This is a genomic window from Streptomyces winkii (assembly GCF_032248595.1).
Lineage (GTDB): Bacteria > Actinomycetota > Actinomycetes > Streptomycetales > Streptomycetaceae > Streptomyces > Streptomyces winkii.
This window is the reverse complement of sequence record NZ_JASTTH010000004.1, coordinates 67731-84774: the sequence shown is the minus strand read 5'-3', so window position 1 is coordinate 84774 and position 17044 is coordinate 67731. Positions and strand designations below refer to the sequence as shown.

Genomic DNA, 17044 nt, shown 5'->3' with positions numbered 1-17044 from the left:
CTGCTGATGACGATCGACAACCTCCCCACCCGCATCCGGCACTGGATCGGCGGCGAACTCCTCGACTCGGCAGACGGCCGTCTCTTCGACGTCGCCGATCCCGTCACCAACACCCCCTACGCGCAAGCCGCCAGGGGATCGCAGGCCGACATCGACCGTGCGGTCTCTGCCGCCGGCAGCGCGTTCCCTGCGTGGAAGGGGATCTCGAACCGCGAGCGGGCGAACATGCTCAACCGGATCGCAGACGCGGTCGAGGCCCGGCACGAGCAGCTCGCCCAGTTCGAGTCCTTCGATTCGGGCCTGCCCATCACTCAGGCCAAGGGCCAGGCCAAGCGGGCAGCGGAGAACTTCCGCTACTTCGCCGACGTCATCGTCGCCCTGGGCGAAGAGGCCTTCCGCCAGGCCGACTCCCAGTTCTCCTACGTCGTACGCACGCCCGTCGGCGTCGCCGGGCTGATCACGCCGTGGAACACCCCGTTCATGCTGGAGTCCTGGAAGCTCGCCCCGGCGGTCGCCTCCGGCTGCACCCTCGTGCTGAAGCCGGCCGAATGGACCCCGCTGTCGGCCTCGTTGTGGCCTGAGATCTTCGCCGAGGCCGGCCTCCCGGCCGGGGTGGTCAACATCGTCCACGGCGTCGGCGAAGAGGCCGGCCAAGCCCTGGTCGACCACCCCGACGTGCCGCGGATCTCCTTCACCGGCTCCACCAGCACCGGCCGCCACATCCTGCGCTCCAGCGCGGACCATCTGAAGACCACTTCCATGGAGCTGGGAGGCAAGTCACCCGTCGTCGTCTTCGCCGACGCCGACCTCGATGCCGCTCTCGACTCCGTCGTCTTCGGCGTCTTCTCCCTCAACGGCGAACGCTGCACTGCCGGCTCCCGTGTCCTCGTCGAACGCACCGTCTACGACGAATTCGCCCAGCGCCTCGCCCACCGGGCCGAGCAAGTGAGGGTCGGGCCGCCCTCCGACCCCGTCACCGAAGTCGGCGCCCTCGTCCACCCCGACCACTACCAACGCGTCCTCGACTACGTCGACATCGGACGCAAGGAAGCGACGCTCCTCGCCGGCGGTACCCGGCCCGACCACCTTCCCGACGGGAACTACCTTCAGCCCACGGTCTTCGCCGGCGTCACCCAGGACGCCCGCATCTTCCAAGAGGAGATCTTCGGCCCCGTCGTCGCCGTCGCCCCCTTCGACACCGAGACCGAGGCGATCACCCTCGCCAACGCCACGCAGTACGGGCTGGCCGCCTACATCTGGACCAGCGACCTGCAGCGGGGCCACCGCCTCGCCCACGCCGTCGAATCCGGCATGGTCTGGGTCAACTCCCACAACATCCGCGACCTTCGGACGCCGTTCGGCGGCGTCAAGGCGTCCGGGGTGGGCCGCGAAGGCGGCGCCCACTCCGTCGACTTCTACACCGAGTCCAAGATCGTCCACGTCGCCATGGGCCACGTCCACACCCCCAAGTTCGGAGGAGGCACCTCCTGATGACCAAGGCCGCCGCCCCCGACGTCGTCCGTTCCGCCTACGCCCAACTCGTCGTCACCGACATCGAACGGGCCCGCTGGTTCTGGGCCGACATGCTGGGCTTCCACATCCAGTACGAAGACGACGCCACTCTGTGCCTGCGCGGCATGGACGAACTCACCCACCACTCCCTCGTCCTCCGCCAAGGCGGCACCCCCGCCCTCGACCACCTCGCGTACCGCGTCCGCACCCCCGACGACGTCGACAAGGCGAAGAGCTACTTCGACTCCCTCGGCCGACCCACCCGCCGCATCAAGGCCGGCGACGGCACCCCCGGCATCGGAGACGCCGTCCGCGTCATCGATCCCCTCGGCTTCCCCGTCGAGTTCTTCTACGAGATCGACCACGCCGAACGCCTCATCCAGCGCTACGACCTCCACCACGGCGCCGAGATCGCCCGCCTCGACCACTTCAACATCTGCACGCCCGACATCCCCGCCGCCTACGCCCACTACGAAAACCTCGGGTTCGGCTGCTCCGAGACCATCGAAGGCGACCAGCACGAGCTCTACGCCGCCTGGATGTACCGCAAACAGACCGTCCACGACGTCGCCTTCACCGGCGGCGCCGGACCACGCCTCCACCACATCGGCGTCGCCACCCACGAATCCCACAACGTCCTGCGCACCGCCGACATCTTCGGCGCCCTCCACAAGGAACGCCACATCGAACGCGGGCCCGGACGGCACGGCGTCTCCAACGCCTTCTACGTCTACCTCCGCGACCCCGACGGCCACCGGGTCGAGATCTACACCAGCGACTACTACACCGGCGACCCCGACCACCAGACGTACCGCTGGAACGTCCACGACGACCGCCGCCGCGACTTCTGGGGCAACGCCGTCATCGAATCCTGGTACAAGGAAGCCACCCCCGTCCTCGACCTCGACGGCCGGCCCCAACCCGTCACCGACGCCCTTCTCGACGAATCCGCTGTCGCCGTCGGCGCCGACGGACTCGGCTGAGGAGGGGCTGGACGAACGGGACAACCAGCCCGGCCGAGTTCGCCGCTCAGCCGTCCGACCGGCCTCCTGCTCGCTCGCCAAGTCCGGGCCGCCCATCTGCGGACGTGGAGTGCAGATGGGCGGAACGCCGTGCGACTGCTCATGGCGCGGCAGACCGTCCAGCCGCGTGCGTGGCGGCACTTGAGCTTCGAGGGGACCGTCCTTTCGCCCCGCTGAGCTGCCGCCGGTGCGACGTCCACGTGTCCGGAATCGGCAAACGGTGATGTCTCGCGTGGGAAAGACGCGCCTCTCCTCTCACGGTTCACTTCCAGAAACCGACAGAGGCGAATGGAGAGCACCATGCCCGAGGAAGCCGGCAGCGAATTCTGGAAGAGCCTCAAGCCGATCCAGAACTCCTTCAAGCCGGACGCGCTGCCCGAGGTCTACCTCTCTCAGGTGGCCACGGATGACGATCGCTACTACGTACCGTTCACGGAGACTGTCGGCTCGCGTCCGCTGTGGATCAACGTGAAGGACAACACGTGGTCCGACATTCTGCGGGCCAAAGAGGCGGGGCTGGTCAACCGGCATTACCACCCGCACGAGGTGTTCGCCTACACGATCTCCGGGAAGTGGGGCTATCTCGAGCGGCCCTGGACCGCGCACGCCGGTGACTTCGTCTACGAGGCGCCGGGCGAGGGGCACACCCTGGTCGCCTACGACAGTGACGAGCCCATGAAGACGCTGTTCATCGTCAAGGGGCCGTTGATCTGGCTGGACGAGAACGGCGAGACGGCCGGCTACTTCGACGTCCACGACTACATCGAGATGTGCCGCAAGCACTACGACGAGGTCGGACTCGGTGCCGAGACCGTCGATTCCCTGTTCCGATGATCCGGCTTCTCCCAATTACCAGAGGTCACCATGACCGGTACCGATAACCGCCCCGGCACAGCGGTCCCACTCACCGTGGGCGAAGCGCACCGCTATGAGAACCGGCTGCTGCTCATCCTGTTCCTGTCCTTCGGGTTCGTCTTCTTCGACCGCCAGGCGCTGTCTTTCCTGGCACCGTTCATCAACAAGGAATTCTCCCTGTCCAACACCGAGTTGGGCACGCTCTCCGGGGTGCTGGCGCTCACCTGGGCACTGTCGGGGATGGTGGCCGGCCGTCTGTCGGACCGTCTGGGCAGGCGTAAGCCGATTCTGGTGGCGGCTGTTGTGCTCTTCTCCTGCTTCTCGGCCGCGGGCGGGCTGGTGGCCGGCTTCGCAGGCCTGCTCGTCGCCCGAGCGCTCATGGGGGTGGCGGAGGGCGCGGTGCTGCCGCTGTCGCAGTCGCTGATGGTGGAGGCGTCACGGGAACACCGCCGTGGCCTCAACATGGGCCTGCTTCAAGGCTCGTCGGCCGGGCTGCTGGGAGGGATCGTCGCCCCGCTGGCCGTGGTGTGGATCGCTCAGCAGCACAGCTGGCGTACGGCCTTCCTGGTGACGATCGTCCCGGGCCTGCTCATCGCGGCCTGGATCGCGAAGTCGGTGCGGGAGACGCCACCGGGCGGCAAGGCGCGCGTCGGTGGCGAGCCCGATGCCGCTGCGGGCCCGGCCACCCCCAAGGTGTCGGCGCGGGAAGTCCTGAGGCACCGCAACATCGTGCTGTGCGTGCTGGCCGCCTGCTGCTACCTCACCTGGTTCATCGTCATCATCACCTTCACACCCACCTATCTGCAGACCGTCAAGGGCTTCTCCCCGGGCACCATGAGCGCTGTCATGACCTGCTTCGGGGTGGCGTGGGTCCTGTGGGGGTTCCTCACTCCCGCGATCTCCGACCGCATAGGCCGCAAGCCCACCATGATCGTGTTTTCGGCGGTCGCGGCACTCTGCCCGGTGGCAGTGGTGTACGTCGCCGACCCGCTGGCGCTGGCGCTGGTCGTGGTGTTCACCTACACCGGGCTGGGCTGTTTCACCCTGTTCATGGCCACGATCCCGGCCGAAACGGTGCCCCGCGGCGCGCTGGCCACGGCGCTCGGTCTCGTCATGGGAGTCGGCGAACTCGCCGGCGGTTTCCTCGCCCCCATGATCGCCGGACGCGCCTCGGATGCCTGGGGTCTGCAAGCCGCGATGTTCATCTCCGCCGGCGGAGCGGTCGCCGTCGTGCTGCTCTCCTGCGGGCTTCGGGAAACCGCACCGCGTGTGTTGCGCCGGCGAGCGGCCCGCGTTTCCGCTCCTAAGGCAGCGGCCGGAACGGCCGAATGAGGGCCGCGGTCTGGTACGGAGCCCAGGACGTCCGTATCGCGGACGTGGCAGTTCCCGAACCGGGGCCTGGCGAGGTACTCCTCAAGGTGGCCTTCTGCGGCATCTGCGGCAGCGACCTGCACGAGTACGCCGACGGGCCGCATGCCATCCCGGTCACCGAGCCGCACCCGGCCTCCGGCACGAAGGCACCGCTCGTCCTCGGCCACGAGTTCTGCGGGACGGTCCTGTCCCTCGGGCCGGCTGTGACCGGGGTCGCCGCCGGTGACCAGGTGGCGATCGAGTCGAATTACCGGTGCGGTGTCTGTCCACGCTGCCGGGCCGGCGAGTACAACATCTGCCGGCACTTCGGATTCGCCGGCCTGATGGGCGACGGTGGAATGGCCGAATACGCCGTCGTCCCCGCCTACATGGTGCACCGGCTCCCTGCGAGCGTTCCGATGGAACAGGCCGCTCTCTTCGAGCCTGCCTCGGTCGCCCTGCACGCCTTGCGGCGCGCCGGCCCAGCGCCCCGCGAAGTAGCGGTCGTCGGTCTCGGACCGGTCGGCCTGCTGACCGTGCTGCTTGCCGCCGAGCGCGGCGTACGGCGGATCATCGCAGCGGACCTCTCCCCGGAGCGACTGGACATCGCCGCACGGCTCGGCGCCACCGACCTCATCGACGCGGGCCGTGCGGACGCTCCGGGGGAGCGGATGCGCGAACTCGCCGACGGGGAAGGCGTCGACGTCGCGTTCGAGGTGGCCGGTTCCGAGGCCGCCCTCGGCACCTGCCTCGATGCGACCCGGCGCGGCGGACGGGTCGTCCTCGTCGGACTGGCTCAGGAGGTACGCCTGGACGCCTTCGCCCTGGTCAACAAGGAGCAGTCGATTGTTGCGAGCGTCGGCTATCGCGACACCTACCCGGAGCTCATCCGGCTCGTGGGGGAGAGGGGCCTCGACCTGACACCCGTCGTCACCTCGACCGTGGCCCTCGACGACGTGATCACCGACGGCTTCGAAGCGCTGCGGAAAGACGCAGGAAAGCAGATCAAGATCCTCGTGGACCCTGCGGGCCCCGGTACCGGAGCACCACGGCCGCCCACGGAAAGGAGAGCCTGACGTGACCAGCGGAATGCTGCCCGACTCCTTCGCCGGCCGAAGCGTCCTGATCACCGGAGGGACCTCCGGCATCGGTGCCGCAACGGCTGTCCTCTTCGCCCAGCTCGGCGCCGACGTGCACGCGCTCGGGCTGCTTCCGGCGTCGCCGGACGAACTGCCTCGGCATGAACGGGTGCACGTCGCGGACCAGGACGTCACCGATCGCGACGGGCTCGCCCGCCGGATCGCGGCATGCGGCCGCCTCGACCACCTGGTCACCTGCGCCGGTGTCAGCCGGGACCGCGACGAGTACGACGTTGCTGCCTGGGACCACGTGCTGGCCGTCAATCTCAGCGCCACGATGGCGGCCTGCCAGGCGGCGCGCCCGCTGCTCGTTCAGACCGCCGGGAGCATCGTCACCGTCTCGTCGATGTTCGGCTTCTTCGGAAGCCGGGACCGGCCCGCCTACAGCGCGAGCAAGGGCGGCGTCTCCCAGTTGACCCGTTCCCTGGCCGCCGAGTACGCCGCGGACGGTGTCCGCGTGAACGCGGTCGCACCGGGCTTCGTCACCACCCCGCTCGCTCGCGGCGTCATGGACGATCCGGACGCCGCGCAGGCGGTGCTGGCCCGTGTCCCGCTCGGCCGGTTCGGCCGACCGGAAGAGATAGCCACCGCGATCGCGTTCCTGTGCTCGCCGGCCGCCGCCTACGTCAACGGAGCCATCCTGCCGGTCGACGGGGGATATCTGGCCGTCTGACCTCCGGCCGGCCTGCTGCCGCCGGCGCCGGGCGCCATCCCACCCTCGACCGTTTTCGGGCGCCGGCTGGTGCCGGAAGGCTTGGCCCTGCCCCGGCGGTGATGTGGACTCTCGCACCGGCGAACCCTACGGGCGCTCGGGTATGTACCCCCCAGCGCCACTCGCTCTACCCTGCTGGGCACCCGCACGATTCCGCCTGCATCCCAAGCAGCGCGAAGCATGCGCACGGTAAGGAGGCCGACATGCCCGTACACGCTGTCTCCACCGTGTCGACGAGATCCGTCGACCCCGCGGACCGGGTCGACTTCTGGGAGGACCACAACCGGCGAGCGCTGGTGGGACTGACTTGCTCGCCCTATTCGGATCAGGGGTTGCTGGCCTCGGAGACCAACATCGAGCTCGGCGACCTTCGGATGGCTGAAATCGCCGGCAACGAACACGTCATCGAGCGCACGCCGCGAACCTGCCGGGCGTATCCGAAGGACTCGGTATTCGCCACCCTGCTGACAGCCGGGAAAGGGGTGTTCTTCCACGCGGGTGGCTGCCTCCTGTTGGAGGCAGGTGACCTGGTGCTCTACGACACCCGCCGCTCGTACCTGTTCGGATTTCCCTCAGCCATGCGGCAGTTGCTGGTGGACATCCCCCGCGAGGTGTTCCGCCAGCGCTGCGCTGAGGGCGACGTATCGGCACCGATCCTCTTCCGCAGGGACTCGGCAGCTGAAGGCGCACTGATCTCCACGCTGCGGTCGACGCTGTCCGACTCGGTCGCGCGGGCGCGGGATGGCGCCGATGACCCGGCGGAGACCGAGACCATCGTGCTGGACCTCGTCCGATCACTCGCCACGCCGCTTCTGGACGACCGTTCCGTGTCTCCCGGCCGGCTCTCCCAACTGACCGTCGCCAAGGACTATGTCGACCGGCACCTGCGCGACCCCCGGCTGTGCGCCGAGCAGGTAGCGGAAGCGGTCGGGGTGTCGACCCGGCACCTCAGCCGGATCTTCGAACCGACCGGCGTGAGCCCGTCACGCCACATCCTCGAGCAGCGGCTGGTGAAGGCCCGCGAGCAGCTCACCTGCACCGGCTCCAGCGACCTCACGGTTGCGGAGGTCTCACACCACTGGGGTTTCGCCAGCCAGGCGCACTTCACCCGGGTGTTCCGTGAGCGGTTCGGGCGGACTCCCGGCGAAGTACGTCCAGCCGCCGCACGTCCTCGCTCCTAGCGGTGGCCGGGCACCTGCCAACAACGTCGCCCCGATTCCGCATCCGGGGCCCACAGCTGCAAACACGGCGTGATCAGGGTCGAGTACTCCCCGCATGGCGGGGATGCCCTCGTGCTTTGCCGGCTCCTGGTAGATCGGCCCGGGCCGGCTCGTCCGGCTTGGTCAGGTCGCGGAAACCGTGACATTTCGGTGAGGGATGATGATGTCTGACCAGCCCCGTCGCTTCTCTACCCGTCCGCCGGAGGATCTGCAGGATCTCGCGGCGTATCGCGCCAAGGTCTCACATGCTGTCGTCTCACTCGATCTCCACTCGGGAGAGCCCGACCGCTTCCGCGGACGGCTCAGGGCAGGAACCACCGGTGACATCCACCTCTTCGACATGCATGCCGACGCGCACGCGGTCCACCGCACCCCCGTCCTCATCGACCGGGCACCGCAGCAGTACTTCAAGTTCTCACTCATCGAGCAAGGCACCGGCATGATCGTCCAGGACGGTCGCGAGACCGAACTCCGGCCCGGCGACATGGCGCTCTACGACACGGACAAGCCTTACTCGTTCCTGTTCGACGACTGGGCCCGCATGTCGGTCGTCATGTTTCCGAGGGAGCTGCTCGACATTCCGGCCGGTCTGCTCGCCGGTCTCACAGCCGTACGGCTCGACGGCACGAGTGGCGTCGGCGCCATGGTCCGTCCCTACCTCAGCGCCCTCTCGCACCAACTCGGCCAAGTCGACGGCCATATGGCCCGGCGCCTGTTCCGCACGGCATTCGAGCTGGTTGGCACTCTCCTTGAGGACAGCCTTCCGAGCGCTTCCGCCGCAGGCGATCACGACGCCCTGCGGCGCCGCATTCTCGACTACATCGACGAAAACCTCGCGCGGCCGGATCTGTGCCCCGCACAGATAGCTGCTGCTCACTTCATCTCCGTCCGGCGCCTTCACGCGCTCTTCAGCGATCAGTCCACGACGGTCTCGACCGTGATCCGCACCCGCCGACTCGAGCGGTGCTACGACGAACTCGTCAATCCACTGCTCAACGGAAGACCGGTCACTGCCATCGGACGCGCCCACGGCTTCGCCGACGCAACCCACTTCAGCCGTGCCTTCCGCGCTCACTTCGGGGTGCCGCCTTCGGCCGTGCGCCGCGAGCACGCCTGACTCGGCCCTTCCGCACACCGCGCACCGATTCTCTGCACTCGGCGTCAATTCCTCTGCACAGAAGGCAAACCGGGCGCGGAGCCTCGATCCGACAATGAGCCCCTTGCTCACGTGATCGAGGAGGATCCCATGTCCGAGGCGACCGGCGCCCTGCTGGACCTGATCACCGTCCCGCCGGATGCCGGACGTGCGATCCCCGATGCGGCCACGGGTGAAACGATCGGCTACGCGCCGGAGCACACCGTCGCGGACCTCGATGCTGCGATCGAGGCGTCACGGAAGGCGCAGGCCGCATGGGCCCGACGCGGTCACGCCGGGCGGAGCCGCATTCTGAACGAGATCGCGGACGACATCGAGGCGCACAGCGAGGAGTTGGCCGTCCTCCTCTCTCGCGAGCAGGGCAAGCCGCTCGAGGGGCCCAACGCGCGCTTCGAAGTGGGCGCCTGCGCGGTGTGGACGCGCAACGCAGCCGACACCGTGCTCGAACCCGAAGTTCTCGTCGAGGCAGGAGACAGCCGCGCCGAGCTCCGTTACGCCCCGCTCGGCGTCGTCGGCGCGATCGGGCCGTGGAACTGGCCGATGATGATCGCCGTTTGGCAGATCGCCCCGTCACTGCGCATGGGCAACGCCGTCGTCGTCAAGCCGAGCGAGTACACCCCGCTCTCGGTGCTCGCGCTCGTCGAGGTCTTCAACCGCCACCTGCCGCAGGGCGTGCTCACAGCGGTGTCCGGCGATCGCGAGGTCGGCGCCGCGATCGCCGCACACCCCGACGTCGACAAGATCATGTTCACGGGCTCGACCACGACAGGACGCAGGATCGTGGAGAGTTCGGCGCACAACCTGGCCCGGCTCACACTCGAACTCGGCGGCAACGACGCCGGCATCGTGCTGCCGAGCGCCGACGTCGAGTCGATCGCCGAGAACCTGTTCTGGGGCATCTTCATCAACACCGGCCAGACCTGCGCCGCCCTCAAGCGGCTGTACGTCCATGACTCCCTCTACGAGCAGGTCGTCGACGCGCTGGCGGGTATGGCGGGGCGTATGCCGATGGGCAACGGACTCGAGCCGGGCAACGTGCTCGGCCCGCTCCAGAACAGGAAGCAGTTCGACATCGTCAGTCGGCTCGTCGATGACGCCCGCCGGCGCGGCGCCCGCATCGTCACGGGCGGCGAACCCGCGACCGAGCTCGGGCCGCTGTTCTACCGCCCGACTGTCGTCGCGGACATCCTGGACGGGGCGTCACTGGTCGACGAGGAGCAGTTCGGACCCGCGATCCCGGTCATCCGGTACACCGATGTCGACGACGCCATAGCGAGGGCGAACGCGAGCGAGCAGGGTCTCGGCGCCTCGGTGTGGTCGGACGACCCCGACGCCGCGCTGGCAGTGGCTGAGCGGCTCGAAGCAGGCACCGTCTGGATCAATCAGCACGGCGCCCTCAACCCGCTCGTGCCGTTCGGTGGCATCAAGTCCTCTGGTTACGGGATGGAGTTCGGGGCGCATGGTCTGAAGGCCGTCGCCGCGCCCAAGGTGATCGCGCGATGACCGCACGGCACACGGGACGAGGAGACCGGTGATGACGGAGACATTCGACGCGATCGTTGTGGGTGCCGGCACAGCCGGATCGGTCGTCGCCAGGCGGCTCGTGGACGCGGGGCGTCGCGTGCTGCTGCTCGAGGCGGGAGGGCGCGACGAGAACCCGATGATCCACGACATAGCGGGGATGGGGACTCTCTGGCACGGGCCCGAGGACTGGGACTACTACACGGTCCCGCAGGAGCACGCGGACGGTCGCCGACTGCACCTGCCCCGCGGAAAGGTGCTCGGCGGGTCGCACTCGCTCAACGCCGCGATCTGGGTGCGCGGACTTCCCGCCGACTACGACGGCTGGGCCGCCCGGGGATGCGAGGGCTGGGGCTGGGACGACGTCCTGCCCGAGTTCCGCCGCATCGAGAACTGGCACGGCGCTCCCTCGACTCTGCGCGGCCGCGGTGGGCTCATCGACGTGGCCGGTGACGCCGGCCTCGTGCCCATCCAGCAGGCCATCATCGATGCGGCCGTGCAGACGGGCATCCCCTACAACCCGGACTACAACGGCGAGGTCATCGACGGCATATCTCAGCAGCAGATCACCGTCCGGGGCGGGACACGACTCACGAGCTACACCGCGTACGTGCGCCCTGTCGAAGACAGCGACCTGCTCGAGGTGCGCACCGGAGCCTGGGTGCACCGCCTCCTGCTCGACGGGCCCCGCGTCGTCGGCGTCGAGTACGAGGCCGGTGGCGCGCTTGTGCAGTCGCAGGCCGACACCGTGGTGCTCTCGGCCGGCACGCTCGACTCGCCGCGCATCCTGTTGCGGTCGGGCATCGGACCGGCCGGGGAACTCCGGGACCTCGGGATCGAGCCCGTGCGGGACCTGCCCGGCGTCGGCAAGAACCTGCACGACCACCTGCTCTCACCCGTGATCTTCACGACCGACGTACGGGAGGTCGCGCCGCCGCAGCCGAACGTGTCGGTCACCCAGACACACCTGTTCTGGCGCAGCGACCCGTCCCTGCCGGTGCCCGACACGCAGCCCATCAACTTCAGCGTGCCGATGTACGAGCCGTGGATGGAGGGACCCGGGCACGGCTTCTCGCTCATGGCGGGCCTCATCACTCCGCGCAGCCGCGGCTCGGTCACCCTGACGGGACCGGGCCCGTACGACCGGGTGGCGATCGACCTCGGCGCACTGGAGGACGAGCGGGACGTCGCATCGCTCGTGGCCTCGGTACGCCAGTGTCGCCAGATCGGCCGCGCTCCCGCCCTCGCGGAGGAGTGGGGTGCCCGTGAGCTGTACCCGGGGCCCGAGTATGCCGACGACGAGATCGAGGCGTGGGTGCGCAAGACCGCGATCACCTACCACCACCAAGTCGGCACGTGCCGAATGGGCATCGGCGACGACGCCGTCGTCGACCCACAGCTCCGTGTAGCGGGCCTCACGGGTCTGCGCGTGATCGACGCCTCCATCATGCCGGCCATCGTCTCGGGCAACACGAACGCGCCGACCGCGCTGATCGGCGAGAAAGGCGCGTCGTACCTGCTGGCGGAGTGAGCCGCCGCGCGCCTTCCGGGGCGGACGAGCAGAAGGGGGCCGTGCAGGCGAGCCGGCTTACGCAGAGGCGCATCGGTGACTTTCTGCTGCTTCGTTGGCTGGGCCGCGTCCTCCCGGTTGACCGATATCCGCCCGGTTGATTGCACTGCGTGCATTTACGCTTACGCGTTCACTCTGCGGTCGATCCTCCCAGTGGGAGTGGTGGCGCCTTCTGTGAGCGCACCAGTCTTGACGGCTGGCCATGCATCTCCCAACATGAGTGCACCATACGAACTCACAAGTGCGCTAGACGCACGGGAGAGTCATGATCCATTCTTCCCACTCGGGGGAGTCGAAGACCGCCACTCCTCGTGGCTTGCGCAAGGTGGTCGCTGCCGCGACAGCCGGCACGGCCATCGAGTTCTACGACTTCTTCCTGTACGGCTCGGCGGCGGCGACGGTCTTCAACACCGTGTTCTTCCCGGAGAACAGCGCACTGATCGGCGCGCTGCTGGCGCTCGCGACGTACGCGGTCGGCTTCGTGGCTCGTCCGCTCGGCGGCGTGCTGTTCGGACACTTCGGCGACCGCCTCGGCCGCAAGCGGATGCTCGTTATCAGCCTGCTGATGATGGGCGGCTCGACAGTACTCATCGCAGCGGTGCCCTCCTACGCCGCTATCGGCGTCGCGGCACCGCTCTTGCTGGTGCTGCTGCGGCTGACCCAGGGGCTTGCGCTGGGCGGTGAGTGGGGCGGCGCCGTGCTGCTCATCGCCGAGCACGGAGACCACAAACGCCGCGGCTTCTGGACGAGTTGGGCTCAGGCGGGGGGACCGCTCGGCAATCTGATCTCCACGGCGGTGCTATGGGTCATGGCCGCGCTGATGTCCGAGGAGGCGTTCACCGCTTGGGGCTGGCGCATCCCCTTCGCCCTGTCCGCACTGCTCATCGCCGTGGGTTTCTTCCTGCGCCGCAGCATCGAGGAGTCCCCCCTATACCACCAAGCCGCCGAGCACCACGGGCCCCGGCACCAGGAGGCACAGGTTCGCAGCCCGGTCGCCCTGGTGCTGCGGCACCACCGCAAGCCTGTGCTCATCGCGTTCTTCGCCGGTATCGGCGAGAAGACCACCTACTACACGTTCGCCATCTTCGGGCTCACCTACCTCGTGGAGACCGTCGGTGTCCCGAAGGCTCAAGTGCTCAACGCGCTGACCATCGGCTCGGTGTTCTGGTTCCTCACGATCATCGTCGCCGGGCGGCTCTCCGACATCATCGGACGGCGCATCACGACACTGACCGGTGTGGCACTGGCTGCCGCGTGGGTTCCCGTGGGGTTCACCTGGGCTTCCGGAGGTGGCTCGGTTGCCGTCACGGCGTTGATGACCGTGGGTCTGATCGCCGACGGCATCATCGCCGGCGGCACCGCTGCCTTCTTTGCTGAACTCTTCCCCACGCACGTCCGCTTCAGCGGGGCGTCACTCGGCTATCAACTCGCCACGGTGGTCGGTGGTTCGGCCGCCCCGCTGCTGGGCGTTGCCCTGCTCGCTGCAACTGGTTCCATTGCCCCGGTCATGGTTTTCGTCCTGGCGATGCTTGCACTGGCAGCGGTAGCCATGCTCTCGGCCGGCGAGACCAAAGACCTCGATCTGGCCGACATCCCCGTGGACTCCGCGGCCGTACCGAAGACCCCGTCCTAGGGTGCATCGGTGGCGGCGTCCGCTCCCTTGGGGTTGATCAGTCCGTTCCGGAACCGCCTTTCAGTCCGTTCCGGAACCGCCCTGAAGAACCTCCGCCGTGGGTTCGATGCCGCTCGCGCCGACCGCTTCCCGCCAGGCGTCCAGGCCTGTCTGGAATGCCACGATGCCCGCTTCGGGCAGGGCGATCTCGATGGCTTCAAGGATCTCCTGAGGGGTGAGGCCGAGGTCGAGGGCCACTTTGATGTGGCTCTGGATGTGGCCCTTGGCAGCGCGCATCACGGTCAGGCTCAGAATGAAGAGCAGTTCCTTCGTGGCAGGAGGCAGACTGCGCGGTGCGAGGTAGGCGGCGTGCACGAGTTGGTTCGTGGCTTGCAGTACGTCGAAGTCATGCTCGGCCATGACCTTGTGGTAGTCGAGGACGTATCCGCGATCGCGGGCCATAGCGTCGACGTAGTCCTGTGGGCTCTGCCGCGCCGAGGGGTTCGTGGGCATCGTTCTTGTTCTCCTTGCGGGTCTCAGAGCGGAGTGGCCGGCGTGAGAATGCGGTTGGTCTGGCGAATCAGCAGACCTCCGACCCGTTTGCGGAAGGCGGCGAAGTCGGGATCGGCCGCCAGCTCCGCACGCCGCTTTGCACGGTCTTCGTGGCTGTCGTAACCCCAGAGGTAGACCAGGGTGTTCAACTCGCCGATCTCCGTGGTGTAGAAGCCGAGCAGATCCCCGAGGATGCGGGTCTGGGGCTCCCGGCCCAAGTCGACCCACAGCCGGGCGTACTCCGCCACAGCACCTGGCCTGACCAGGTACTCGCGCTCTTCCACGATCACGACGCACCTCCCAGAGGTTCGAGAGACGACCGCGACGAGGGCAGGTCCTCGGCCTTCGAGTTCCGGCTCGGGGAGAGCAGACGCTCGAACTCGCCGCTCAACGAGGCGAGTTCGAGGGGTTCGGTCACCGCGGCGACGTAGCGGTCGGGGCGGATCACGGCGATGGTGCCGGGCTGGGTCGCGAACCAGTCGCGCAGGGAGCCGTCGAGGTCCTCCACCACGACCGAGTCGGTGGCGGAGGTGGGGCGTTCGCCCTGCGAGCGGCCCGAGCGGGATTCGGCAACGGCGACATAGCGGGTGCCGATGCGGTCCCAGAAGGCACGGGACTCGTCGTCGAGGTGGATCAGCGGGTCGGTGCCGTATCCGATGAGGGTGAACCAGGTTCCGAGCGTGTCGTCGAGATGGACGGCCAGACCTGCGGAGGTTTCGACCTTCGGCTGTATGAGCATCCGGCCCACGGCGCAGTTCTTCCCGGCCTCTTGCTCTCGGTGCAGCACGATGCCGCGCTCGGAGTAGCGGGGCATCGGCTTGAACCGCATGTCCAGGAGCCAGTCGCGTACCGCCGGGGCCAGGCGGAGGCCGCGGAAGAGGATGTCGCGGGGGCGGGCGACCCAGGGGCTGGTCGGGGAGAGGATCTTGCCGAGGGTGTCCGAGAGGTCCACCATCGCCTTGGCGTGCGCGCGGCGTTCGGTGTCATAAGTCGAAAGGATGCGTGGGTGAGCCCGGCCGCTGACCACCGCGGCCAGTTTCCAGGCCACGTTGGTGGCGTCGCGGATGCCGGTGTTCATGCCCTGGCCGGCCCACGGGGGCATCAGGTGGGCGGCGTCACCGACGAGGCAGATCCGCCCCTCGACGAAACGGCTCGCGACCCGGGAGTGATGAGTGTAGACGCGAGCTCGGATGACGTTGAGGGCCGCCGGATCCGGTACGTGCCCCGTGAGCAGTTCCCGGACCGTCTCGGGCCGCAGCATCGCCTCGGCGTCCTCGCCGGGGAAGAGCATGAACTCCCAGCGGCGGTAGTTGTACGGGAGGTCCAGGCATACGTACGGCCTTCTCGGATCGCAGTGCAGGCCGGTGTACGGGGCGTCGAGCGGGTCGTTGTCGCATTCGATCACCACCCACTTACGGGGGCTCGTTTCGCCGGCCAGCGGGATGTTCAGCTGGGTACGGATCGTGCTGCGGCCGCCGTCCGCCGCGACCACGTAAGCAGCGCGGACGAGGACACCTTCGCCGTCAGGGCCGCTGAGGTGCAGACGCACCTCGGTGCCGTCCTGTTCCACGCGGATGAGTTCGTGGCTGTACAGCGGCCGTATATGCGGGTAGCGCTCCAGACCCTTGCGCAGTGTGCGTTCGGCGAGCTGTTGCATGAAGATGTTGCGCCTCGGCCAGCCGAACTCCTTCGTGGCCGGGCGGATGTCTGCGAAGCAGCGGCCGTCCGCGCCGAACATCTTCAGCGGGATGTTCTGCAGCATGTCGGCAAGCATCTCGTCGGCGAGGCCTATGCCTTGAAAGCTGCGCAGGCACTCGTCGTCCATGCCCACCGCGCGCGGGTAGTCGACGATGTCCGTGGTGCGGTCGACGAGCAGCGTCTCCACGCCGTACAGACCGAGGTAGTTGGCGACGGTGGCTCCGACCGGTCCGGCGCCGACGACCGCCACCTGCGTGCGGAACTCTGTGGGTGCGCTCATGGAGCGGCCTCCAGGCTGGTCAGGAACTGTTCGAGCTGGTGGTGAAAGGCGTCTGGCGCGTCGTCGTGGACGTAGTGGCCGGCGCCGGGGATCTCCACGGTGTGCACGAGCGGGTTGCGTACGGTCATCTCCGCTGCCGTCGCGGCGGGAAGGAAGTCGGAGGCACCACCGCGGACGACCAACGTCGGGCAGCGCAGCGCCTCCACGCTGGGCCAGAGGTCGAACTGGCGGGCAGGGTCGGTGTCGAGGCGGGCCGCCGCTATACCGGCGAGGTCGAACTTCCAGAACCAGCGTCCGCAGGTGCCCCGCCGCAGCGTATGCCTCATCCGGGATTCCAGAGCGTCGGCGGTGATTCCGGGGCGGATACGGCGCCAGTACGCGCGGGCGGCATCCAGCGAAGGGAACTCGGCGGGCGTCCCGGCGACTTCGCGTTTGATGCGCTCGGCTCCGGCCCCGCTGAGCGACGAACCGGGACCGATGTCCTCGATGACGGCCGCGGTGACACGCTCGGGGTGACGGGCGGCGTAGACGTATGCGGTGGCACCGCCCATGGAGTGGCCCAACAGGACGAAGCGGTCGAGGCCGAGGTGATCGGCGAACTGTTCGAGATCGGCGACGTAGGCGGGCGTGTAGTACTCGCCCCTGGGGTCCCATTGGCTGTCGCCCCGGCCCCGCGCGTCCACGGCGACGATGCGGTAGCGGTCCGAGAGCCGGACGGCGAGCGGTTCGAAGGTGCGGGCGTAACTGCGCAGGCCGTGCAGCATGAGGATGGCAGGCCGGTTCGGCTCGCCCCATTCGACGTAGTGGGCGCGCAGACCGTTCAGAGTGGTGAAGCGGTCGTACAT

Annotated in this window: 15 protein-coding genes; 11 read left to right on the top strand and 4 right to left on the bottom strand. The window is 68.3% G+C overall.

Going from position 1 to position 17044, the window contains the following annotated elements; all coding sequences use genetic code 11:
• Positions 1 to 6 precede the first annotated feature (6 nt).
• The 11 genes from hpaE to QQM67_RS12460 all read left to right on the top strand — a co-directional run bounded on the left by hpaE (position 7) and on the right by QQM67_RS12460 (position 13690).
• Positions 7 to 1491, top strand: a complete 1485-nt coding sequence (gene hpaE / locus QQM67_RS12510) for a 5-carboxymethyl-2-hydroxymuconate semialdehyde dehydrogenase (RefSeq protein ID WP_314173842.1) — start codon at positions 7 to 9, stop codon at positions 1489 to 1491.
• Positions 1491 to 2495, top strand: a complete 1005-nt coding sequence (gene hpaD / locus QQM67_RS12505) for a 3,4-dihydroxyphenylacetate 2,3-dioxygenase (protein WP_314173841.1) — start codon at positions 1491 to 1493, stop codon at positions 2493 to 2495. The genes hpaE and hpaD overlap by 1 nt, the downstream gene beginning before the upstream one ends.
• Positions 2496 to 2834: 339 nt before the next feature.
• Positions 2835 to 3368, top strand: a complete 534-nt coding sequence (locus QQM67_RS12500) for a 2,4'-dihydroxyacetophenone dioxygenase family protein (protein ID WP_314173840.1) — start codon at positions 2835 to 2837, stop codon at positions 3366 to 3368.
• A gap of 30 nt (positions 3369 to 3398) precedes the next feature.
• Positions 3399 to 4721 carry an MFS transporter gene (locus QQM67_RS12495; protein ID WP_314173839.1) on the top strand — a complete coding sequence of 441 codons (1323 nt, stop codon included), beginning with the start codon at positions 3399 to 3401 and terminating at the stop codon, positions 4719 to 4721.
• Positions 4718 to 5815: a 2,3-butanediol dehydrogenase gene (locus QQM67_RS12490; RefSeq protein WP_314173838.1), complete on the top strand. Its 1098-nt coding sequence runs from the start codon at positions 4718 to 4720 to the stop codon at positions 5813 to 5815. Before QQM67_RS12495 ends, QQM67_RS12490 begins: the two co-directional genes overlap by 4 nt.
• A 1-nt stretch (position 5816) precedes the next feature.
• The gene (locus QQM67_RS12485) at positions 5817 to 6551 is read left to right on the top strand and encodes an SDR family NAD(P)-dependent oxidoreductase (protein WP_314173837.1); all 735 of its coding nucleotides are present in this window, start codon (positions 5817 to 5819) and stop codon (positions 6549 to 6551) included.
• Between the two features lie 242 nt (positions 6552 to 6793).
• Positions 6794 to 7771 (top strand): helix-turn-helix domain-containing protein, encoded by a 978-nt coding sequence (locus QQM67_RS12480; protein WP_314173836.1) that lies wholly within the window; start codon positions 6794 to 6796, stop codon positions 7769 to 7771.
• 202 nt (positions 7772 to 7973) lie between these two features.
• Complete coding sequence (locus QQM67_RS12475; RefSeq protein WP_314173835.1) at positions 7974 to 8927, top strand: AraC-like ligand-binding domain-containing protein; 954 nt, start codon at positions 7974 to 7976, stop codon at positions 8925 to 8927.
• Between the two features lie 129 nt (positions 8928 to 9056).
• The gene (locus QQM67_RS12470) at positions 9057 to 10469 is read left to right on the top strand and encodes an aldehyde dehydrogenase family protein (protein ID WP_314173834.1); all 1413 of its coding nucleotides are present in this window, start codon (positions 9057 to 9059) and stop codon (positions 10467 to 10469) included.
• A 31-nt stretch (positions 10470 to 10500) separates the two neighbouring features.
• A complete protein-coding gene (locus QQM67_RS12465) occupies positions 10501 to 12018 on the top strand; it encodes a GMC family oxidoreductase (protein ID WP_314173833.1) in 1518 nt (505 codons plus the stop codon).
• Positions 12019 to 12322: 304 nt separating this feature from the next.
• Positions 12323 to 13690: an MFS transporter gene (locus tag QQM67_RS12460; RefSeq protein ID WP_314173832.1), complete on the top strand. Its 1368-nt coding sequence runs from the start codon at positions 12323 to 12325 to the stop codon at positions 13688 to 13690.
• A gap of 60 nt (positions 13691 to 13750) precedes the next feature.
• Here the strand turns inward: QQM67_RS12460 and QQM67_RS12455 are convergent, their stop codons facing one another.
• The 4 genes from QQM67_RS12455 to QQM67_RS12440 are packed head-to-tail and all read right to left on the bottom strand — an operon-like array spanning position 13751 to position 17044.
• Positions 13751 to 14182, bottom strand: a complete 432-nt coding sequence (locus QQM67_RS12455) for a carboxymuconolactone decarboxylase family protein (RefSeq protein ID WP_314173831.1) — start codon at positions 14180 to 14182, stop codon at positions 13751 to 13753.
• A 23-nt stretch (positions 14183 to 14205) separates the two neighbouring features.
• Entirely contained in the window at positions 14206 to 14511 is a 306-nt protein-coding gene (locus QQM67_RS12450) for an NIPSNAP family protein (RefSeq protein WP_314173830.1), read from the bottom strand.
• Positions 14508 to 16199: a bifunctional 3-(3-hydroxy-phenyl)propionate/3-hydroxycinnamic acid hydroxylase gene (locus tag QQM67_RS12445; protein WP_314173829.1), complete on the bottom strand. Its 1692-nt coding sequence runs from the start codon at positions 16197 to 16199 to the stop codon at positions 14508 to 14510. The genes QQM67_RS12450 and QQM67_RS12445 overlap by 4 nt, the downstream gene beginning before the upstream one ends.
• The gene (locus QQM67_RS12440) at positions 16196 to 17044 is read right to left on the bottom strand and encodes an alpha/beta fold hydrolase (protein ID WP_314173828.1); all 849 of its coding nucleotides are present in this window, start codon (positions 17042 to 17044) and stop codon (positions 16196 to 16198) included. Before QQM67_RS12440 ends, QQM67_RS12445 begins: the two co-directional genes overlap by 4 nt.